10 protein-coding genes are annotated in these 18,395 nt (G+C 44.8%); all 10 read left to right on the forward strand.

Annotation, left to right across the window (positions count from 1 at the left end):
- The first annotated feature begins 301 nt into the window (after positions 1-301).
- The 10 genes from BT_RS19460 (at position 302) to BT_RS19505 (ending at position 18,352) form a co-directional block, all read left to right on the forward strand.
- Positions 302-3,433: a SusC/RagA family TonB-linked outer membrane protein gene (locus BT_RS19460; protein ID WP_164927913.1), complete on the forward strand. Its 3,132-nt coding sequence runs from the start codon at positions 302-304 to the stop codon at positions 3,431-3,433.
- An 11-nt stretch (positions 3,434-3,444) separates the two neighbouring features.
- Positions 3,445-5,376, forward strand: a complete 1,932-nt coding sequence (locus BT_RS19465) for a RagB/SusD family nutrient uptake outer membrane protein (protein WP_008764128.1) — start codon at positions 3,445-3,447, stop codon at positions 5,374-5,376.
- A gap of 28 nt (positions 5,377-5,404) precedes the next feature.
- Complete coding sequence (locus BT_RS19470) at positions 5,405-6,100, forward strand: DUF3823 domain-containing protein (RefSeq protein ID WP_008764129.1); 696 nt, start codon at positions 5,405-5,407, stop codon at positions 6,098-6,100.
- Between the two features lie 18 nt (positions 6,101-6,118).
- Positions 6,119-8,026 carry a GxGYxYP domain-containing protein gene (locus BT_RS19475; RefSeq protein WP_008764130.1) on the forward strand — a complete coding sequence of 636 codons (1,908 nt, stop codon included), beginning with the start codon at positions 6,119-6,121 and terminating at the stop codon, positions 8,024-8,026.
- Positions 8,027-8,057: 31 nt separating this feature from the next.
- Positions 8,058-10,325 carry a GH92 family glycosyl hydrolase gene (locus tag BT_RS19480; protein ID WP_011108997.1) on the forward strand — a complete coding sequence of 756 codons (2,268 nt, stop codon included), beginning with the start codon at positions 8,058-8,060 and terminating at the stop codon, positions 10,323-10,325.
- 38 nt (positions 10,326-10,363) lie between these two features.
- Positions 10,364-12,340 carry a GxGYxYP domain-containing protein gene (locus tag BT_RS19485; protein ID WP_008760786.1) on the forward strand — a complete coding sequence of 659 codons (1,977 nt, stop codon included), beginning with the start codon at positions 10,364-10,366 and terminating at the stop codon, positions 12,338-12,340.
- Between the two features lie 33 nt (positions 12,341-12,373).
- Positions 12,374-13,504: a DUF4972 domain-containing protein gene (locus BT_RS19490; protein ID WP_008764132.1), complete on the forward strand. Its 1,131-nt coding sequence runs from the start codon at positions 12,374-12,376 to the stop codon at positions 13,502-13,504.
- Between the two features lie 26 nt (positions 13,505-13,530).
- Positions 13,531-14,673, forward strand: coding sequence for a DUF4972 domain-containing protein (locus BT_RS19495; RefSeq protein WP_008764133.1), 1,143 nt, complete (start codon positions 13,531-13,533; stop codon positions 14,671-14,673).
- A 74-nt stretch (positions 14,674-14,747) separates the two neighbouring features.
- Positions 14,748-15,896, forward strand: a complete 1,149-nt coding sequence (locus BT_RS19500; protein ID WP_011108998.1) for an endo-alpha-mannosidase — start codon at positions 14,748-14,750, stop codon at positions 15,894-15,896.
- A gap of 80 nt (positions 15,897-15,976) precedes the next feature.
- The gene (locus BT_RS19505; protein WP_008764135.1) at positions 15,977-18,352 is read left to right on the forward strand and encodes a DUF2339 domain-containing protein; all 2,376 of its coding nucleotides are present in this window, start codon (positions 15,977-15,979) and stop codon (positions 18,350-18,352) included.
- Positions 18,353-18,395: the final 43 nt, after the last annotated feature.

Consider the following 18,395-nt stretch of genomic DNA (forward strand, 5'->3'; position numbering starts at 1 on the left):
TTTTTTTTTATCATGAAAACATTATTGATAACTAGATACTTATGCGAAAAGAATGAAATTCTTTATCGCTATTAATCTAAAATTAATATGGCATTAAGGACTGGAATTCTATATTTGCTTCAGAAACGGACGGGATATCCTCCACTATGTTTCTGATGACTTGAGCGGATCGAACTATAACCTTATAAAATGATGGAAATATGAAAAACGACACTTCTTAACTACTGCTTGGACTTACTTGTCAGAGAAAGTTTTCTTGAGATGAAAACGGTTTGAATCAATTAATGTTAATCTATAAATTATGAAAACAGGAAAGAGCAAAGATCATTTGCAAAGAGTTTTTTTAAGGTTCCTTTATTTGATAATGGGGAGCATCCTTTCTTTGGATTCTGTTATGGCGCAGGAAAACCTGAAAATTTCCGGGCAGGTGACAGACAATAAAGGAGAAGCCATTATCGGAGCCTCAGTGAAAGTTCTGAAAACGGGTACGGGGACTATTTCGGATATGGATGGTAAGTTTACTATTCAGGTTCCTGTGGGAGCTGAACTGGAGATAGGATATGTCGGCTATAATCCGAAGAGAGTGAAAGTGGTGAATAAAAACTTCGTAACGGTAGTCCTTGAGGAGAATGTGGTAGCATTGGGCGATGTAGTTGTTGTCGGATATGGCATTCAGAAAAAGGAAAGTCTGACAGGAGCTATCGGAAACCTGAAAGTAGATGATATCGTAAAGACCAAGGCACCTAGTTTGGCACAGGCTATTCAAGGAAAGGTAGCCGGTCTGCGGATCAGACAGGAGAATGGAGAGCCGGGTAAGTTCAGTTCCAATATCAATGTCCGTGGCTTCGGAACTCCTTTGTTTGTGATTGACGGAGTGGTGAGAGACGGTTCCAGCGAATTTCAACGGTTGAATCCGGAAGATATTGAAAGCATATCTTTTCTGAAAGATGCTACTGCCTCTATCTATGGTATGAATTCGGCGAATGGTGCCGTGATTGTTACCACCAAGAAAGGGGCTACAGGCAAACCGCGTATTACGTTGAACGCCAATGTCGGCATTACTTCTCCTACCAATGTGCCGGAGATGGCCAACGCCAGACAATATATGACCATGCGAAATGAGGCGGAAATCAATGCAGGCAGACCGGCTTATATCACAAAGGACGAATTGACCAAATGGCAGCAAGGTGCTCCCGGTTATGAGAGTGTAGACTTGTATGATGCCGTTTTCAATAAGCACGCCACACAGTTCCAGACGACTCTGTCCCTGGAAGGTGGTACCGACAAAGTAAGTTATTACGGTAGTTTCGGTTATGCCACCGATAACAGCTTGTTGAAGAATAACGCATTGACTTATGATAAATATACATTCCGTTCCAATGTCAGTCTGAAGATTACCAAAGACCTGACAGCCAGTATCAATCTTGGCGGACGTTATGATACCACCAACCGTCCCTGGTTTCCTTTCTATGATATATTTAAGAGTACGCGTGTAAATCCGCCGACTACTTCTATCTATGCCAATGACAATCCGGATTATTATAATAACTTCTCTTATGTTCCTAATCCGGCAGCTATGATCGATGCCGATTATACCGGCAGCGCTAAAGAGCGGAATAAGAACTTGCAGACACAGTTTGCATTAGAGTATAATATTCCTTATGTAAAGGGGCTGAAGGTGAAAGGTACTTTTATCTACGATTACAATAACTACGGATATAAGGCTACGCGGAAAGGTTTTAAGACATATACCTATGGCGAATATACGGGCGAGTATACAGCGGCAGATGCCAACTATCCGGCTTTGCTTCAGGATAATCGCAGAGAATCGGAACGGGTGGATATGCAGTTTCAGACAAACTATAACAGAACGTTCGGCAACCATACCATCGGAGCTACTTATGTCTTCGAAAGACGCGAAGAGAAAGCAAACTGGATGAATGGTGAGCGCAAGTTTGACTTTTTCACAATCGGTGAACTGGACAATGCACGCGAATCTGAACCAGAAGTATCCGGTTCCTCGGAACACCAGGCTTATCTTTCTCATATCGGGCGTCTGACCTATGATTATAAAGGCAAATATCTGGCAGAGCTTGCTTGCAGATACGACGGTTCTTATCGATATGCTCCGGGCAGCAGATGGGCATTCTTTCCGTCCGCTTCCGTAGGATGGAGAATTTCGGAAGAGAGCTTTATCAAAGACAACTTCAAGTTTGTCGATAATCTGAAACTTCGTTTCTCTGCCGGTCGTTCGGGGCAAGATGCCGGTGATCCGTTCCAATACTTCTCCGGTTACACGTTGAACAGTGGCGGATATGTATTCAGCCAGGGAAATTATACCAATGGAGTAGCTTCTCCTGTGATGATCAATAAGAATCTGACCTGGATTAAAGTGAATATGTATAATATTGGTATTGACTTTTCAATCTTTAACCGGCTGATCGCAGTAGAGTTTGATATTTATCAGCGTGACCGCAGCGGCCTGTTGGCCGACCGTTACGGTTCTCTTCCCAATACGTTCGGTTCCAAGTTGCCACAGGAAAACCTGAACGGCGACCGTACGAGGGGTATTGAATTTACATTGACTCATACCAACAAAATCGGTGATTTCCACTACAGTGTATCCGGTAACTTTAACTTGGCGCGTACCCAACGCCGTTATATAGAGAGCGGTCCTTACAAGAGCAGTATGGAAAGATGGAGAAACCAGTCATCCAACCGCTGGGGAGATTTTATCTGGGGGTATCAGACGGACGGACGTTTCCAGAACTTTGACGAGATTAATACATATCCGATTCAGAATGGGGATAACGGAAATTCCAAGGAACTTCCCGGTGACTACATCCTGAAAGACGTAAACGGTGACGGAGTGGTGAATGATCTGGACAAGACCCCTTTATTCTGGTCCGGCAGCCCGTTGATTCACTATGGTTTCAATGTGGAAGCATCCTGGAAGAACTTCGACTTCTATGCTCTTTTTCAAGGTTCTGCCCTGTACACGGTGCAGTTTGACGAGGTATACGCAAAGATGCTCTGTTTCAAGGGTGGCAATACCCCCGAATACTTCTACGACCGTTGGCATCTGTCCGACCCGTATGATGCGAACAGTGAATGGATACCGGGAGAATGGCCGGCCATCCGTCTGGAGCAGGACATGGGATCGTTCTATACGAGGGATTCGCAGATATGGCGTAAGAACGCTTCTTATCTGAGACTGAAAACAATTGAGATCGGCTACACCTTCAGTCCCCGACTGATGCATAAACTGGGTATCGGTAGTTTAAGAATCTATGCGAACGGAAATAACCTGTTTACTGTCTGTGACCCGTTTGTAAAGGCATTCGATCCGGAAAAGATTGAAGGAGACTATAGTGCCGGCTTGAATTATCCTCTGAATAAGAGCTTTAACTTTGGATTGACCTTGAACTTTTAAAGAAGATGATTATGAAAATATATAGTTATTTATTATTGGGAGCTATGTTCCTGCTGGGCGGATGTAGCGATTTGCTTGATATCGATCCGAAGAATAAAATTCCGGCGGATGAATTGTTCTCTACTCCGGAAGGAGTACAGGCACATATGGCCAATCTGTACGGTCGTTTGCCTATCGAAGATTTTACCTATTCACCGAATCGCGGCTTCAATGTGGGAGTCGGTACGGATGTGAATAATGCCGGTTTTATGGCTGCTCATTTCTGTGATGAGGCTATCCATCCGGAGTACAATGACTTTGGAGAAGAGTGGTTCGATTATTGGGAAGACGGTTATAAACTCATTCGTGATTTAAACAGTCTGTTGGTTACTATTCCTACATTGACCAGTATTACCGAACAGCAAAAGAATGAGATCAATGCGGAAACTCATTTCCTGAGAGCTTATACCTATTTTGCCTTAGCCAAAAGATACGGTGGGGTACCTATCATTAAAGAACCGCAGGAGTATAACGGTAATATCGAAGAACTGCGTGTCCCCAGAAATACGGAGAAAGATACTTGGGACTTTGTCTTGGAAGAATGTGACCAGGCAGTATCGCTTTTTGGAGATGCGAATGAAAATGATGTGCTGAGAGCGAACAAATGGGTAGCATTGGCACTGAAGTCAAGAGCAGCTCTGTATGCAGCTTCCGTTGCCAAGTTTACTCATCAGCCTTATGTCTCTTTCTCTGGTCCGGCTGTTGACCAGAAGCTGGTAGGTATAGAAGTTATATCGGCTGATCATTATTATGATGAATGTATATCAGCTTCACAGGAAATCATGAATAGTGGTAAGTTCGGTCTTTACAAACCTTCCCCCGCTACTCCGGAAGAAGCGACAACCAACTATCAAAAGTTATTTGAACAACCTTTCCAATGTCTGGACGGATTGAAAGAGCCTATCTTCATGAAGGCCTATGCTGCAAATACCATTCTGGCACATAACTATGATGTCTGGTTCAGCCCCCGTCAGATGATCCTCGACCCGAATCTCTATCCCGGTCGTATGAATCCGACACTGGATTTTGTCGACTCTTTCGAAGATTATACGGATGACGGAACCGGAACACCCAAGCCGATCAGCACTCGTGTGGATGGAAATGAAAGTGATTATAATGGATTTAACTTATCCACCCGATACCTGTCTTTCCCGATAGATAAACCTTACCAGGCATTTGCCGGTCGTGATGCCCGTTTGAGTGCCATGGTGTTATTCCCGGGACAGAACTTCGGAAGTACGAAGATCATTATCCAGGGTGGTCTGGTGAAAGCTGACGGTTCCGGTTATCATTATAGGACTCAGGCTTCGGAGAAGGGACAGGATGGTCTGATCTATTATACTTACGGAGCGGAGAAAAGCACGGAATATTCAGGATTCGATCCGACTTTGGGACATTATACCCGCAGCGGATTCCTGTTTAAGAAGTTCTTGCAGATAGAAAGTCCGGTTGAGCAGGCATGGAGTAAAGGTACACAGCCTTGGATCGATTTCCGTTATGGGGAAATTCTTCTCAACTATGCAGAAGCTGTTATCGAAAAGACAACCTCTACTTCTGCTGAAAAACAGGCTGCACAAGACGCTTTGAATGCGGTCCGCAAAAGAGCGGCTCACAAAGATGACATTGCATTGACTCAGGCGAATGTTCGCAAAGAACGTTTTGTCGAGCTGGCATTTGAAAACAAACGCAGATGGGATTTGTCGCGCTGGAGAACTTTCCATAAGGAATTTGAAAACCGGGTGAGAAAGGGACTTGTACCTTTCCTTGACCTGCGGACAAATCCTGCGCATTATGTATTTGTACGTGTCAATCCGTTGGGCATTGAATCAAAGACCTTTGATTATAGCTGGTATTATAAGAGTATTCCGGGTACGGGGGCTAATGGTCTGGTACAGAATCCTTAATTAGTATATTCTAAAATATAGATTAGATATGAAAAAGCTTCTATTTTTATTATGCGTTGTAGTAGCAGGCAGTATGTTTTACTCTTGTGAAAAAGATAATCTCGAAGGGCCGGATGCAATCTTTGCCGGCGAACTGAGAGACCGGAAGACCGGAGAACTCATTCAACAGGAGATATCGGACGGTTCCCGCGTTTATTTCATCGAACAGGGGTGGGGAGATAATCCTCCTGTTCAGAATATGGTCGTTAAAAAAGACGGAACGTTTTATAACGGTATGATTTTCTCCGGTGACTATAAAATCATCCTGAATCGTGGGAACTACGTTCCTTTGGATACTCTGGATATGAAAATAAAGCCGGGAAAGAATTATCAGGTCTTCGAAGTGAATCCTTATCTGCGGATCATTGAACCGGAAATATCTGTGATCGGAAGAAAGGTAGTGGCGAAATTCAAACTGGAGCAGGTGACCAGTAACGAGGTCTATCGTATTTCGTTGTTTGCACACTCTCACATCGATGTATCCAACAAACTGAATATTGTCAACCGGACAGAAGAACTAAACCGTTCCATTACTGATGGTGAGGCTTTCGAATTGTCTATCAATCTGGAAGACTACACTTCCACGCTGGTTCCGGGCAAGAGTTATTATTTCCGGATCGGTGCACAGTCTCACGGAAGTGAGACAAAGTACAATTATTCGGCATCTGTACAGTTGGATATTTAGCATAAAAACGGAAAAGCCATGAGAAAGTATTTACAGTTGGTATTCCTTGCGGTCTCTGTCTTTTGTTCAGAGATATTGTTGGCAGAATCTCGTGATCCGGTCCGGATACTGGATTTGAGAACGCTCAATGAACTTGATCTGAAAGAACAGGAGAAGGCGGAGCAACTATGGGACATTATGCATACGACAGCTACCTTGCAAGGCATTGTGAATCGGAATAGTCCGAGATTGTACATTCGCTATGTCAAGAACGGGCAGGGAGAGAATGTCGATGATTATTGGTGGAATAAATACCGTCAGGCAGGACAGTGGCTGGCGGGACGTGATACGATAGCTTACACGGAACTGTCGGATGTCGTGACCGTTTTCAGAAAAGAAATACGCGGAGTGGTTGTTTATGACTCAAAAGTAGCATCTACCAGTAATATTGCTTCATCTGTGGCAGGAATCGAGAATCTGATAGCTGTGCGCTATGACATATCTCCCAATAGTCTCTATACCCGTTTGGTACTGCAAGGACCGAAGCTGGCTGTGAAATGCTGGCTGGTGAACAAAGATGGTTCTTCTCTTTTCACGGGCAAAGGAAGGATTGCCGGAACCGGTCAACCTTCGACAGGATCTCTGAAAATCGATCCCTATGTATGGTTTATAGAGAAATACCTGAAGAAAGGGTTATGCAATACGGAGTACGCCGCTTATTACATCGACCAGTTCTGGCGTACCGATCCTACCCGGACGGTAACGAACCATCACCAATTGACCAATCATGACTTTTTTGTCAGCAAGAAAGCTTTTTTCTTTGACCTTTCTCCTTGGGGAGACGAGCCGGCAACGGATGATCCGACACAAGAAGAAGGACTGGACTTGCAGATACTGAAAACTTTTCTGCAAGAAGCCTATAAGCAAAATAAAGGAGAGAAATTCTGCTATATCGGAGGTTTCCCGAGCTGGATTTATAAATATACGCAGCATGCTGGAGGAAAGCATGAAGATGTAGCTACCGAGTGGGAATTTTCCCGTATTATCAGTGCTTATAATGCCTTTAAGGATGCCGATGCCATCGGACTGGGAGCATTGGCTAACTCCTCCTTCTGGCAACATTTTCCTCTTCAGGAAAAGTATCCCCAAAAGTGGGTGACACATCAGGAACTGATGGACAGAGGCTATCTGAACCGTGACGGAACAATCAACTTTCAGGGACGGAACTTTATCCTCTTCTATGTAGGCGATTATGATTCCTCCTCCTGGATTGCTCAGACTACCCCTTTCCTGTGGGACGAACCTAGCCGGGGAGAAGTGCCTTTGATGTGGTCTGTCAGTCCTGTACTTGCAGAACGCGTTCCGATGGTGATGCATAATTATCGGGTGACGGCTACTCCGAATGATTATTTTGCCGCTGCTGACAATGGTGCCGGATATTTAATGCCGGGTATGTTGCAAGAGCCTCGCTCGGTGTCCGGATTGAAAAGCGGATTGAGTGCATGGGCAAAGCATTGCAGCAAATATTATCAGAAGTGGGGATTGACCATTACAGGATTTGTGATTGACGGCGAAGCCCCCGGACTGGATTCAGACGGATTGGACTGTTACGCATCGTTCAGTCCGAATGGAATAGTTCCGCAGAAGATGCCTTTGACATTGCTGCACAATGATATGCCGGTGATCCGGGCAGATTATGATATTGTAGATCATGATTACCGCAGGGCAACGGATGTGATTGTGGAAAGAGTGGAGAAACGTCCGGTTCCTTTCCATTGGTTCAGAGCCATATTGAAGTCACCTTCCTGGTATAAAGGGATTTGTGATGAGTTGAAACAGCGGCATACGAATATTGAATTGCTGGATGCACCGACATTTTTTGAACTCTATCGTATCTATCTGAAGCAGCATCCGGATGCTGCTGCCGGAAAGATAACGATGAACTAACCTGATTAATGAACAGACATATTCATATAGAATGATGATGAACAGATTGAATATAAAAAGAACAGTCGGCTCCTGTTTGATGGCGATGGCGTTTTTTTCGTGTACCCATACGGATCAGACGCCCACGAAAGACTTTGTCGATTATGTAAATCCATATATCGGCAATATCAGCCATCTGCTGGTGCCTACTTACCCAACCGTACATCTGCCGAACTCGATGCTCAGGGTCTATCCGGAAAGGGGAGACTATACATCGGACAGGGTAAACGGCCTTCCGGTCGTGGTGACCAGTCATAGAGGCAGCTCGGCTTTTAACCTGAGTCCGGTGCAGGGAGAGGTATCCCGACCGATTGTATCTTACTCCTATGATTTGGAGAATATTACCCCCTATAGTTATTCCGTATACCTGGATGAGGCTGATATACAGGTTGAGTATGCCCCTTCACATCAGGCTGGTATTTATCATATCAGTTTTGGGACGGAAGGTGATAATGCTCTGGTGGTGAATACGAAGAACGGAAAGCTGGTCGCTGAAGAAAAAGGAGTCAGTGGCTATCAGGTTATTGACAACACTCCTACCAAAATCTATCTGTATCTCGAAACCAGTCAACTACCTTTACGCAAAGGGGTACTGGCAGATGGAAAAGTTGATATGGAAAGTAAGGAAGGCAGTGCCATCGCTTTGTATTATGGAAGCGAGAAGAACCTGAATCTACGTTACGGAATTTCCTTTATCAGTGCCGAGCAGGCAAAGAAGAATCTGCAACGTGACATCACCACCTATGATGTAAAGGCGGTGGCGGATGCCGGACGCAGGATATGGAACAAGACATTGGGCAAGATTGTGATAGAAGGCGGTTCGGAAGACGAAAAAGAAATCTTCTACACTTCCCTTTATCGTACCTACGAACGCATGATCAATCTTTCGGAGGACGGGAAATATTACAGTGCTTTCGATGGCAAGATTCATGAAGATGGCGGAGTACCTTTTTATACAGATGACTGGATATGGGATACTTACCGGGCTACACATCCGTTGCGTATCTTGATAGAACCGCAGAAGGAACTCGATATGATTCGTTCATATATACGGATGGCAGAACAGTCGGACAGAAGATGGATGCCTACCTTCCCCGAGGTGACCGGAGACAGTCACCGGATGAATGGCAATCATGCAGTGGCAGTTATCTGGGATGCTTATTGCAAAGGATTGAAAGACTTTGATCTGGAGGCTGCTTATGAAGCCTGCAAAGGAGCGATTACAGAAAAAACGTTGTTGCCCTGGCTGAGATGTCCGTTGACGGAGCTCGATAAGTTCTATCAGGAAAAAGGATTTTTCCCTGCACTGAACCCTGGCGAAGAAGAAACTTGCAAGGCTGTTCATTCGTTCGAGAGACGACAAGCGGTTGCGGTTATGTTGGGTAACTGTTACGATAATTGGTGTCTGGCACAGATAGCCAGAACATTAAACAAGACCGATGACTATAAGAAGTTTATGAGGATGTCTTATACGTACCGGAATGTTTATAATGCGGAAACGGGTTTCTTTCATCCCAAGAACAAGGACGGAAAGTTTATCGAACCGTTTGACTATCGATATTCGGGAGGACAGGGGGCACGTGGCTATTATGGTGAAAACAACGGTTGGATCTATCGTTGGGATGTGCAGCACAATCCGGCGGATTTGATTGCCTTGATGGGTGGACAGGCTTCATTTATCGAGAGATTGAATCAGACATTCAATGAACCGTTGGGGCGGAGCAAGTTTGATTTCTATCATCAGTTGCCGGACCATACCGGTAATGTCGGCCAGTTCTCTATGGCAAATGAACCTTGTCTGCATATTCCTTATTTGTATAACTATGCCGGTCAGCCGTGGATGACACAAAAAAGGATTCGCGTTTTGCTGAACCAGTGGTTCCGTAATGACTTGATGGGCGTTCCCGGTGATGAAGACGGAGGTGGAATGACTGCATTTGTGGTATTCTCCATGATGGGCTTTTATCCGGTAACTCCCGGTTCTCCAACTTATAATATCGGCAGTCCGGTATTCCAATCCGCAAAGATGGAGGTAGGTGACGGACATTATTTTGAGATCATAGCGGAGAATTATGCGCCGGACCATAAGTACATCCAGTCGGCTACCTTGAATGGAACGCCGTGGAATAAGCCGTGGTTCAGCCATGCGGATATTCAAAACGGCGGACGTCTGGTTTTGCAGATGGGAGATAAGCCCAATAAGAAGTGGGGGATAGCTTCGGATGCCGTGCCGCCCTCTTCAGAGAGTTTGCCGGAATAAAGTCAGAATAATAATATTAAAATCTAAAATATAACACAATGAAAAAGATGATTGTACTCACCAGTCTATGGTCGTTTTTATTTATCTTTTCCTTTTCAATGTTCGGTTGCAGCGAGGATGACGATGAATTTGGAACAACGGCCGAAAGAGGAAATGAAGTCCGTACTCCCCGTGTGGAGGAGATCAATGGAAAAGCAGTGGTCACCTGGATTGATCCTTATATTACGGATATCAAGGAGGTGCAGGTAAAGGATTTGCAGACTAATGAGCAACAGACGGTTGCCAAAGGAGTGCAGAGCGCGGAATTTGCGATTACGGACAATAGCCTGTTGTCTTACCGATATGAAATGAAAGTTGTCAGAACGACCGGAGAGATGTCTGCCGGAGTGACTGCCCGTCTGGTGAAGAACTGGGCGCAAAAGCTGCATCCTTTGATGGATTATCATAGTGATGCGACTCCTCAAAGTGGTATGTTCTTTAAGAATCAGCCGGTGGCGAAAGTGAATGTATTCGATATTCGTGATGACGAAAATATATCGAAGCTGACCACTGCTGTCATGCAGGGAGTGATTAACCAGGAACAGGCACTGACTTATCTGATCTGGTTACAGCAGGATTTGACGCAGCTGGATGATGCCGAAGTGCAGTATGAGATGCAGCCTTTGGCGAATACTTCCCGCAACAGAGGCTTTGCGGCATTATATAATATGTATAAAGACCGCTTCAACTGCCTGGTAGTCTGGGATGAGAATCAGCCTTGGTCATGGAGTATGGCACAGATGATTTCGTCACAGGAGAAAGGCATTCCGGTTACGGAATCCATGAGAAAGTTTATAGAGGATGAGCTGGGAATAGGAAATCTGGAAGTTAGGGATATACGTAACCAATGGTCATCAAAGGCAGAAGCTTATGGCTGGGCGATAGCGCACTATGCCGACAAATGCCATCCGAAGCTAACTTTCTCCGGTGGATTGCGGAGTGATTATAAAGATAATCCGTGGAGAATGTACGATTACGTAGCTGCTTCTAAAGGCTTTGTCTTCTGGTTGGACGACTCTAATGGAGATGACAAACAGATCATGGATAATATCTTCAATAGCGGATCTTATCCGGTGGGTTCTTCGGTATTTGGTTATGGAATGAATGCCAATGGCGACGAACTGAATAAGATTACCAACATCCATAATGCAGGATTTGTAGTGAGTGACTATTATGCGAATGGCAGTTATTGGTGCAGTTTCCCGAGCAAAGCCTTCCAGCAGCGTAAAGGGATAGCCGGAGAAGTGAAGCCGGGTAAGATATATGTCGCTATCAGTCTGAGTGACGGAGACAATATTCAGTTCGATGCAAATTCTCTTTATCAGATATTCAAGGAAGGAAAGCGCAGAGGCGAAGTTCCGGTAGGAGTGACTTTGGCGGCAGGCTTGCAGGAATTGAATCCGAAGCTACTTGAATTTTACTATAAGAATATGACTCCGAACGATGAATTGACGGCAGGGCCTTCCGGTTTCCAGTTTATCTATGGTGATTATTATGCGCAGAGCGGTAAATATGCGGAATGGTTGGAAATGAACAAGAAGTGGTTATCCACTGCCGGTTTCCACACGGCGCATCTCTGGAATACAGACGAGCAGATGTATTTCGAACAATACATGAAGAGCAAGGCTGTCGATGCGATTATGGACGGATCTAACCGGACACATACCACAGGCTCATCTTACAAATTGGTAGATGGCGTGGTGCGTATTGATCAGGGGACTATGTGCCGCAATAATGGAGACGTATACCGTGATCTGATGTCTGTATCTCCCAGCCCGCGGCGTCCTTTATTCCGGCATGTCTATCTGTTGACCAACTATTACGGATTTGAAGGAAATAAAGTGGTAGTGTACGAGAGACTGATCAAGGAACTCGAACGGGTTGAACAGGATTGTCCGGATACGTATGAATTTATGCTCCCGATGGATTTGGCCGCTTCTATCAGGAAGTACATAGAAGAAGGCGGTATTTATTAAAGGAATTATAAACGAATCTAAAACAAATGAGATATGAAAAATAGATATAGTATCCGGTTACTGGTTATAGTCTTTCTTTCGGCTTTCGCTATGGGTATCTGCTACTCATGTTCGGATGATGACGGAGAAGGAGTGAAGGTATATGAGTATCGTGAACAGATAGGCAAGAAGATAAAAGTGTTGACCGACCTGCAGGCTGAATCCCAGTTCGGGCTTCGGGAAGGAATGTATCCTGAAACAAGCCGGGCGATTCTGGAAGATGCGATAGCCAAGCTGAAAGATTTCCTTCAGACGATAAAAGAAGCGGGAGTGGCGGAAGCTCGGATTCCCGAAGAGACAGCCAGACTGCTGAAAGAATCGGACGAAAAGATAGCCGAGTTTAAGGCGACTGTCCGGACGGAAGACTTACTGGTTCCGGCAGAGCTGGAAGTAAGCGGAAAGAATGGCGGATATATTGACTTTGGCGCTCATCCGGAGTATTCCACATTCGGTGAAGTTGGCAAGCAGGCATTTACTGTTGAGTTTTGGGTAAAGCTGAAGGATGTAGAAGGCTTCTTCTATCTGATCTCTACCTTTACGGATGATGATACGAACAATCACGAACGCAAAGGCTGGTGCGTGAATAGCTACAACTATGGTGGCAACAACATGCGTATGACATACGGAATGGGCTTTAATGACCTGATGGAACCTGCCTTCGGATTTGCCACCGTTAATGAGTGGGTACACTTGGCTGTGGTGACGGATGAAACCGGAGTAGACGGCGAGATGAATGGAGGCAGACCTGTCATGACCAAAATGTATATGAACGGTGAACTGAAACTTTCGACCACCTCTCATCAGGATGCTTCCAAACCGTATGCTTCTAACGACAGCAATGTCCCGATGGTGGCATTTGGCGGCATGAGTGCTACAGGCAACCGTATCGGTGATAAAGGTGCTAACGGAAGTATGAAACATCTGCATATCTGGCGTACCGCCAAGACTCAGGATGAAATCCGCCGGTTGATGGAGCATCCGGAGAATGTGACGGGCGAAGAGGACGATTTGGTTTGCGGATGGACTTTCGCGAAGATGGCGCTTGACGACCAGGAAATTAAAGACTTGACCGGAAAGTATACGGCAAAGCTGGTCGGAGACTATAGGTGGATTGAATTAGAATGATACGAAACAGAAAATACAGGATAGATATGAAAAATAACTATTTATATAATTGGGTAGTGATAGTGTTTATGATGCTTCAGATGCTGGCATTTACTTCTTGTTCTGATGATGATGACAATAGCGGCTGGCCGACGGAAACGGACAAGACCGAAATCTTCATAGAGCGCTTCAGTACATTGGTGACTAACCTGACTGCGCTGCGGGATGGAGCTACATATGGCGAACTGAAAGATAACTATCCGGTATCCAGTAAAGCCATGCTGGATGATGAAATTGTTTATCTGGAGGAAACGATCGCTAAACTGAAAGAAGGAAACAAAAAGTTGGCTGACAGTGAAGCCGACCGCATTATCCGTGAAGCTAACCAGATAGAGAAGAACTTCAGAGCGACCAGACGTACCGAAGACTTTTTACCGGTTGCCGCTGAACTGTTGGTCAACGGAAAGAATGGCGGATACATTGATTTTGGTGTTCATCCGGAGTATTCAGCTTTTGGCGAGCAGGGGCAACAAGCATTCACAGTCGAGTTCTGGGTGAAGCTGACAGATGTGGACGAATATCTCAATAGCTTTGTATTCTTGCTTTCCACCTTCACGGATGATGATACGAAAGATCACGAGCGTAAAGGATGGGCGGTAAACAGTCACTTCGGCAGATTACGTATGACGTATGGTATAGGCTATAGTGACTTGTTTGAACCGGGCTTCTCATTCAGCACACTAAATCAGTGGGTTCATGTGGCAGTTGTCACTAACGAGAACGGAGTGGACGGAGAAGTCAGAGACGGAATTCCGGTGATGACCAAGATTTACGTCAACGGTCAGTTGATGTTGTCGGAAAGAGGCCGGGATGACCGTTTGCCATATACTCCGAATGATAAGGAAGTGGCTATGGTTGCCTTTACCGGGCTTAGCGCAACTGCCAACCGTATCGGAGAAAAGAGCACCAATGGATGTATGCGTCATCTGCATATCTGGAAATCGGCGAAGACACAGGCCGAAATACAACATCTGATGGATACTCCGGAATCCGTGACTGGAAGCGAATCGGATCTGGTATGCGGATGGACATTGAATAAGACTGTTTCGGATAACAATAACATCAAAGATCTGACGGGCAAATTCTCAGCCAGGCTGATCGGAGATTTTCAATGGGTAGAGAATAGATAATTGTTTTACGAACCGGGTAGTTCCCAAGGCCGTCGGATAGCTGGCTTTGGGACTACTTTCTTAAACAAACGAACATGAGGAAAGAACTTGTTTTTGTTTTATTGGCATTATTTCTGTGTGCCGGCTGTAACGGTAACAAAAAGAAAATGAACGGTGAACACGATTTGGATGCGGCAAACATTACGTTGGATGACCATACGATCAGTTTTTATTATAATTGGTATGGAAATCCGTCAGTGGATGGAGAAATGAAGCACTGGATGCACCCGATAGCCCTTGCTCCGGGACATTCGGGAGATGTCGGTGCCATATCCGGACTTAATGATGACATCGCCTGTAATTTTTATCCGGAGCTCGGAACGTACAGCAGCAATGATCCTGAAATCATTCGGAAACATATCCGGATGCATATAAAAGCGAATGTCGGTGTACTGTCTGTCACTTGGTGGGGAGAAAGCGATTATGGCAACCAAAGTGTGTCTCTCCTGCTGGATGAGGCTGCAAAAGTAGGGGCAAAGGTGTGCTTTCATATAGAGCCTTTTAATGGACGCAGCCCGCAAACGGTAAGGGAGAATATTCAATATATAGTGGATACTTATGGTGATCATCCGGCTTTTTACCGTACGCACGGCAAACCTCTTTTCTTTATCTATGATTCTTATCTGATCAAACCTGCCGAGTGGGCGAAGTTGTTTGCTGCCGGGGGAGAGATAAGTGTGCGTAATACCAAGTACGACGGTCTTTTTATTGGTCTGACATTGAAGGAAAGCGAGTTGCCCGACATTGAGACAGCGTGCATGGATGGCTTTTACACTTACTTTGCCGCAACAGGTTTCACAAATGCTTCTACTCCGGCCAACTGGAAATCCATGCAGCAATGGGCAAAGGCACATAATAAATTGTTTATTCCGAGTGTCGGTCCGGGATATATTGATACCCGGATTCGTCCTTGGAACGGAAGTACCACCCGAGACCGTGAGAATGGAAAATATTACGATGATATGTATAAAGCTGCCATAGAAAGCGGTGCTTCTTATATTTCGATTACGTCTTTCAATGAATGGCATGAAGGAACTCAGATAGAGCCGGCTGTCTCAAAGAAGTGCGATGCTTTTGAATATTTGGATTATAAACCATTGGCTGATGATTACTATTTGATAAGAACTGCCTATTGGGTAGATGAATTCCGGAAAGCAAGATCTGCTTCGGAAGATGTTCAATAATATGCTATATCTTGTCGGTTTTGCCCATTTGTAATTAAAATGTTCTATATTTGTGATACATAACTCAAATATAGAACATTATGGGTGAACTTTATGGCACATGTGCATTGCTTGCTGCAGTGTTGTTTTTTGTTCTGCTGCAAAAGTTTGAAAGCCGGTTCGGCAAGGTAGACAAAGAGCTTGGCGAGATAAAGAAACGAATGGACGACCTGCTCAAAGCTCAGGAGAAAATGGCTTCCGGCCCTGTAAGGGCCAAAGAGGATGTAACGGCAGAGACTTTGGACAATACGGATATACTGCCTTATGTAACAGAAGAATTGCCCGATTCGACAGTGACAGCCTTGAAGGAAGAGAAAGCTGTCGAAGAAAAAGCTGTTGAAGGCATACAGCCCATTATGGCGGAAACTACACCGCAGAAATTAAATGCTTCCCTTGAAAAAGAATCTGCTGAGGCCACTTTGCAGGAAACTTCTCCAGAGGCTCCTCTCGAAATACCGTCTGTTTCCAAACGGAAGCAGGTTAATTATGAAAAGTTTATCGGTGAAAATCTTTTCGGTAAGATTGGTATTCTTGTATTCGTCATCGGAGTCGGCTTCTTTGTAAAATATGCCATTGATAAAGACTGGATTAACGAAACATTGCGTACCGTACTTGGTTTCCTGACCGGCTCCGCATTGCTGGTGGTTGCCGAACGCCTGCAAAAGAAGTACCGCACATTCAGCTCCTTGCTTGCGGGTGGCGCCTTTGCCGTTTTCTATCTCACGGTCGCCATTGCCTTTCATTTTTATCACCTTTTCCCTCAGACGGTCGCCTTTATTATTCTGATAGCTACAACGCTGTTCATGTCTATCCTGTCCATTCTGTATGACAGGCGCGAACTGGCTATCATCTCACTTGTCGGGGGATTTCTGGCACCTTTCCTTGTTAGCACCGGGAATGGTAACTACTTGGTACTGTTCACTTATATGAGTATCTTGAATCTTGGAATGTTCGGACTGTCCATCTATATGAAATGGGGAGAACTTCCGGTGATTGCATTTGTTTTTACTTATGTGGTAATGGGAATCTTCCTGTTGACAGGCTTTACTACAGGATCGACACATATTTCCGTCCATCTCTTCATCTTTGCGACGCTGTTTTATTTCATCTTCCTCCTGCCGATATTATCGATACTCCGGATAGAAGCCGTGAAAAAGAACAGGGGATTGCTGCTGGTCATCATAACCAACAATTTCATTTATCTGTTATTAGGAATCCTGTTCCTGCGTAATATGGGACTGCCGTTTAAATCGGAAGGATTACTGAGTTTATTGATCGCTATCATCAATTTAGTTTTAGTCATCTGGCTACGGATGAGCAAGAAAGATTATAAGTTCCTCATTTATGCGATGTTGGGACTGGTACTGACATTTGTCTCCATCACTATACCTATTCAGCTGGATGGAAATTATATCACGCTGTTCTGGGCAGCGGAAATGGTGCTGCTGTTATGGCTTTACGTAAAATCGAAGATTGGAGTATACGAACGTGCAACACAGGTATTGATGGGACTGACCCTTGTTTCATATCTGATGGATATATATAATGTACTGATGACCTCTTCCTCCTCCGAAACCATTTTCCTGAACAGTTCTTTTGCTACTTCCCTGTTTGTCGGTCTGGCCACCGGAGCATTCGCTTTACTGATGGGGCGTTACCGTTCTCTCTTTACCGAAGCCCGTTATCTGAGATACACTCCCTGGAATTCGATCATGCTTCTTGCTGCTGCCGCCATCCTCTATTATACATTTATGGCAGAGTTTGCCTTGCACTTGGCAGGAGCTACAAGAAGCGGAATGATGCTGGCGTTTACTTCTGCTGCCATCTTTATCCTTAGCTATACTTTCAAAAAGCGCTTCCCGATAAAACAATACACAATCCCTTATCTGACAGCTATGGGAATGAACGTGCTGATCTATGTGATCAATATATGGGGAGACCAGTGGGTATACACGAGCCTGACTCCTGCTTTGCTCCGATGGTTTGCGGCAGCGTTTGTTATAGCTAATCTGTACTACGTTGCCCGTCAATACTATACATTAATAGGATTGAAAACTCCTTTCACCGTTTATCTGAATGTCTTGGCGCTCTTCCTTTGGCTGACGATGGCACGTTCTTTCCTCCTGCAAGCAGGAGTAGAAGATTTCGATGCCGGCTTCTCCGTTTCACTGAGTATCGCAGGATTTATTCAAATGGCACTGGGTATGCGTCTGCATCAGAAAGTACTGCGAATCATCAGTCTTTCAACTTTTGGAATCGTCCTGTTGAAGCTGATTCTGAAAGACTTATGGGCAATGCCAACAATCGGTAAGATCATTGTATTTATCATTTTAGGATTGATCCTGCTGATCCTCTCATTCCTTTATCAGAAACTAAAAGACGTACTCTTTAAAAATGATGAAGATGAAACTGATTGAGCAGACTATATAATAAAGTAAAGGCTGCCTGTTCGAAAGTGGA

Source organism: Bacteroides thetaiotaomicron VPI-5482 (genome assembly GCF_000011065.1).
Classification (GTDB): Bacteria; Bacteroidota; Bacteroidia; order Bacteroidales; family Bacteroidaceae; genus Bacteroides; species Bacteroides thetaiotaomicron.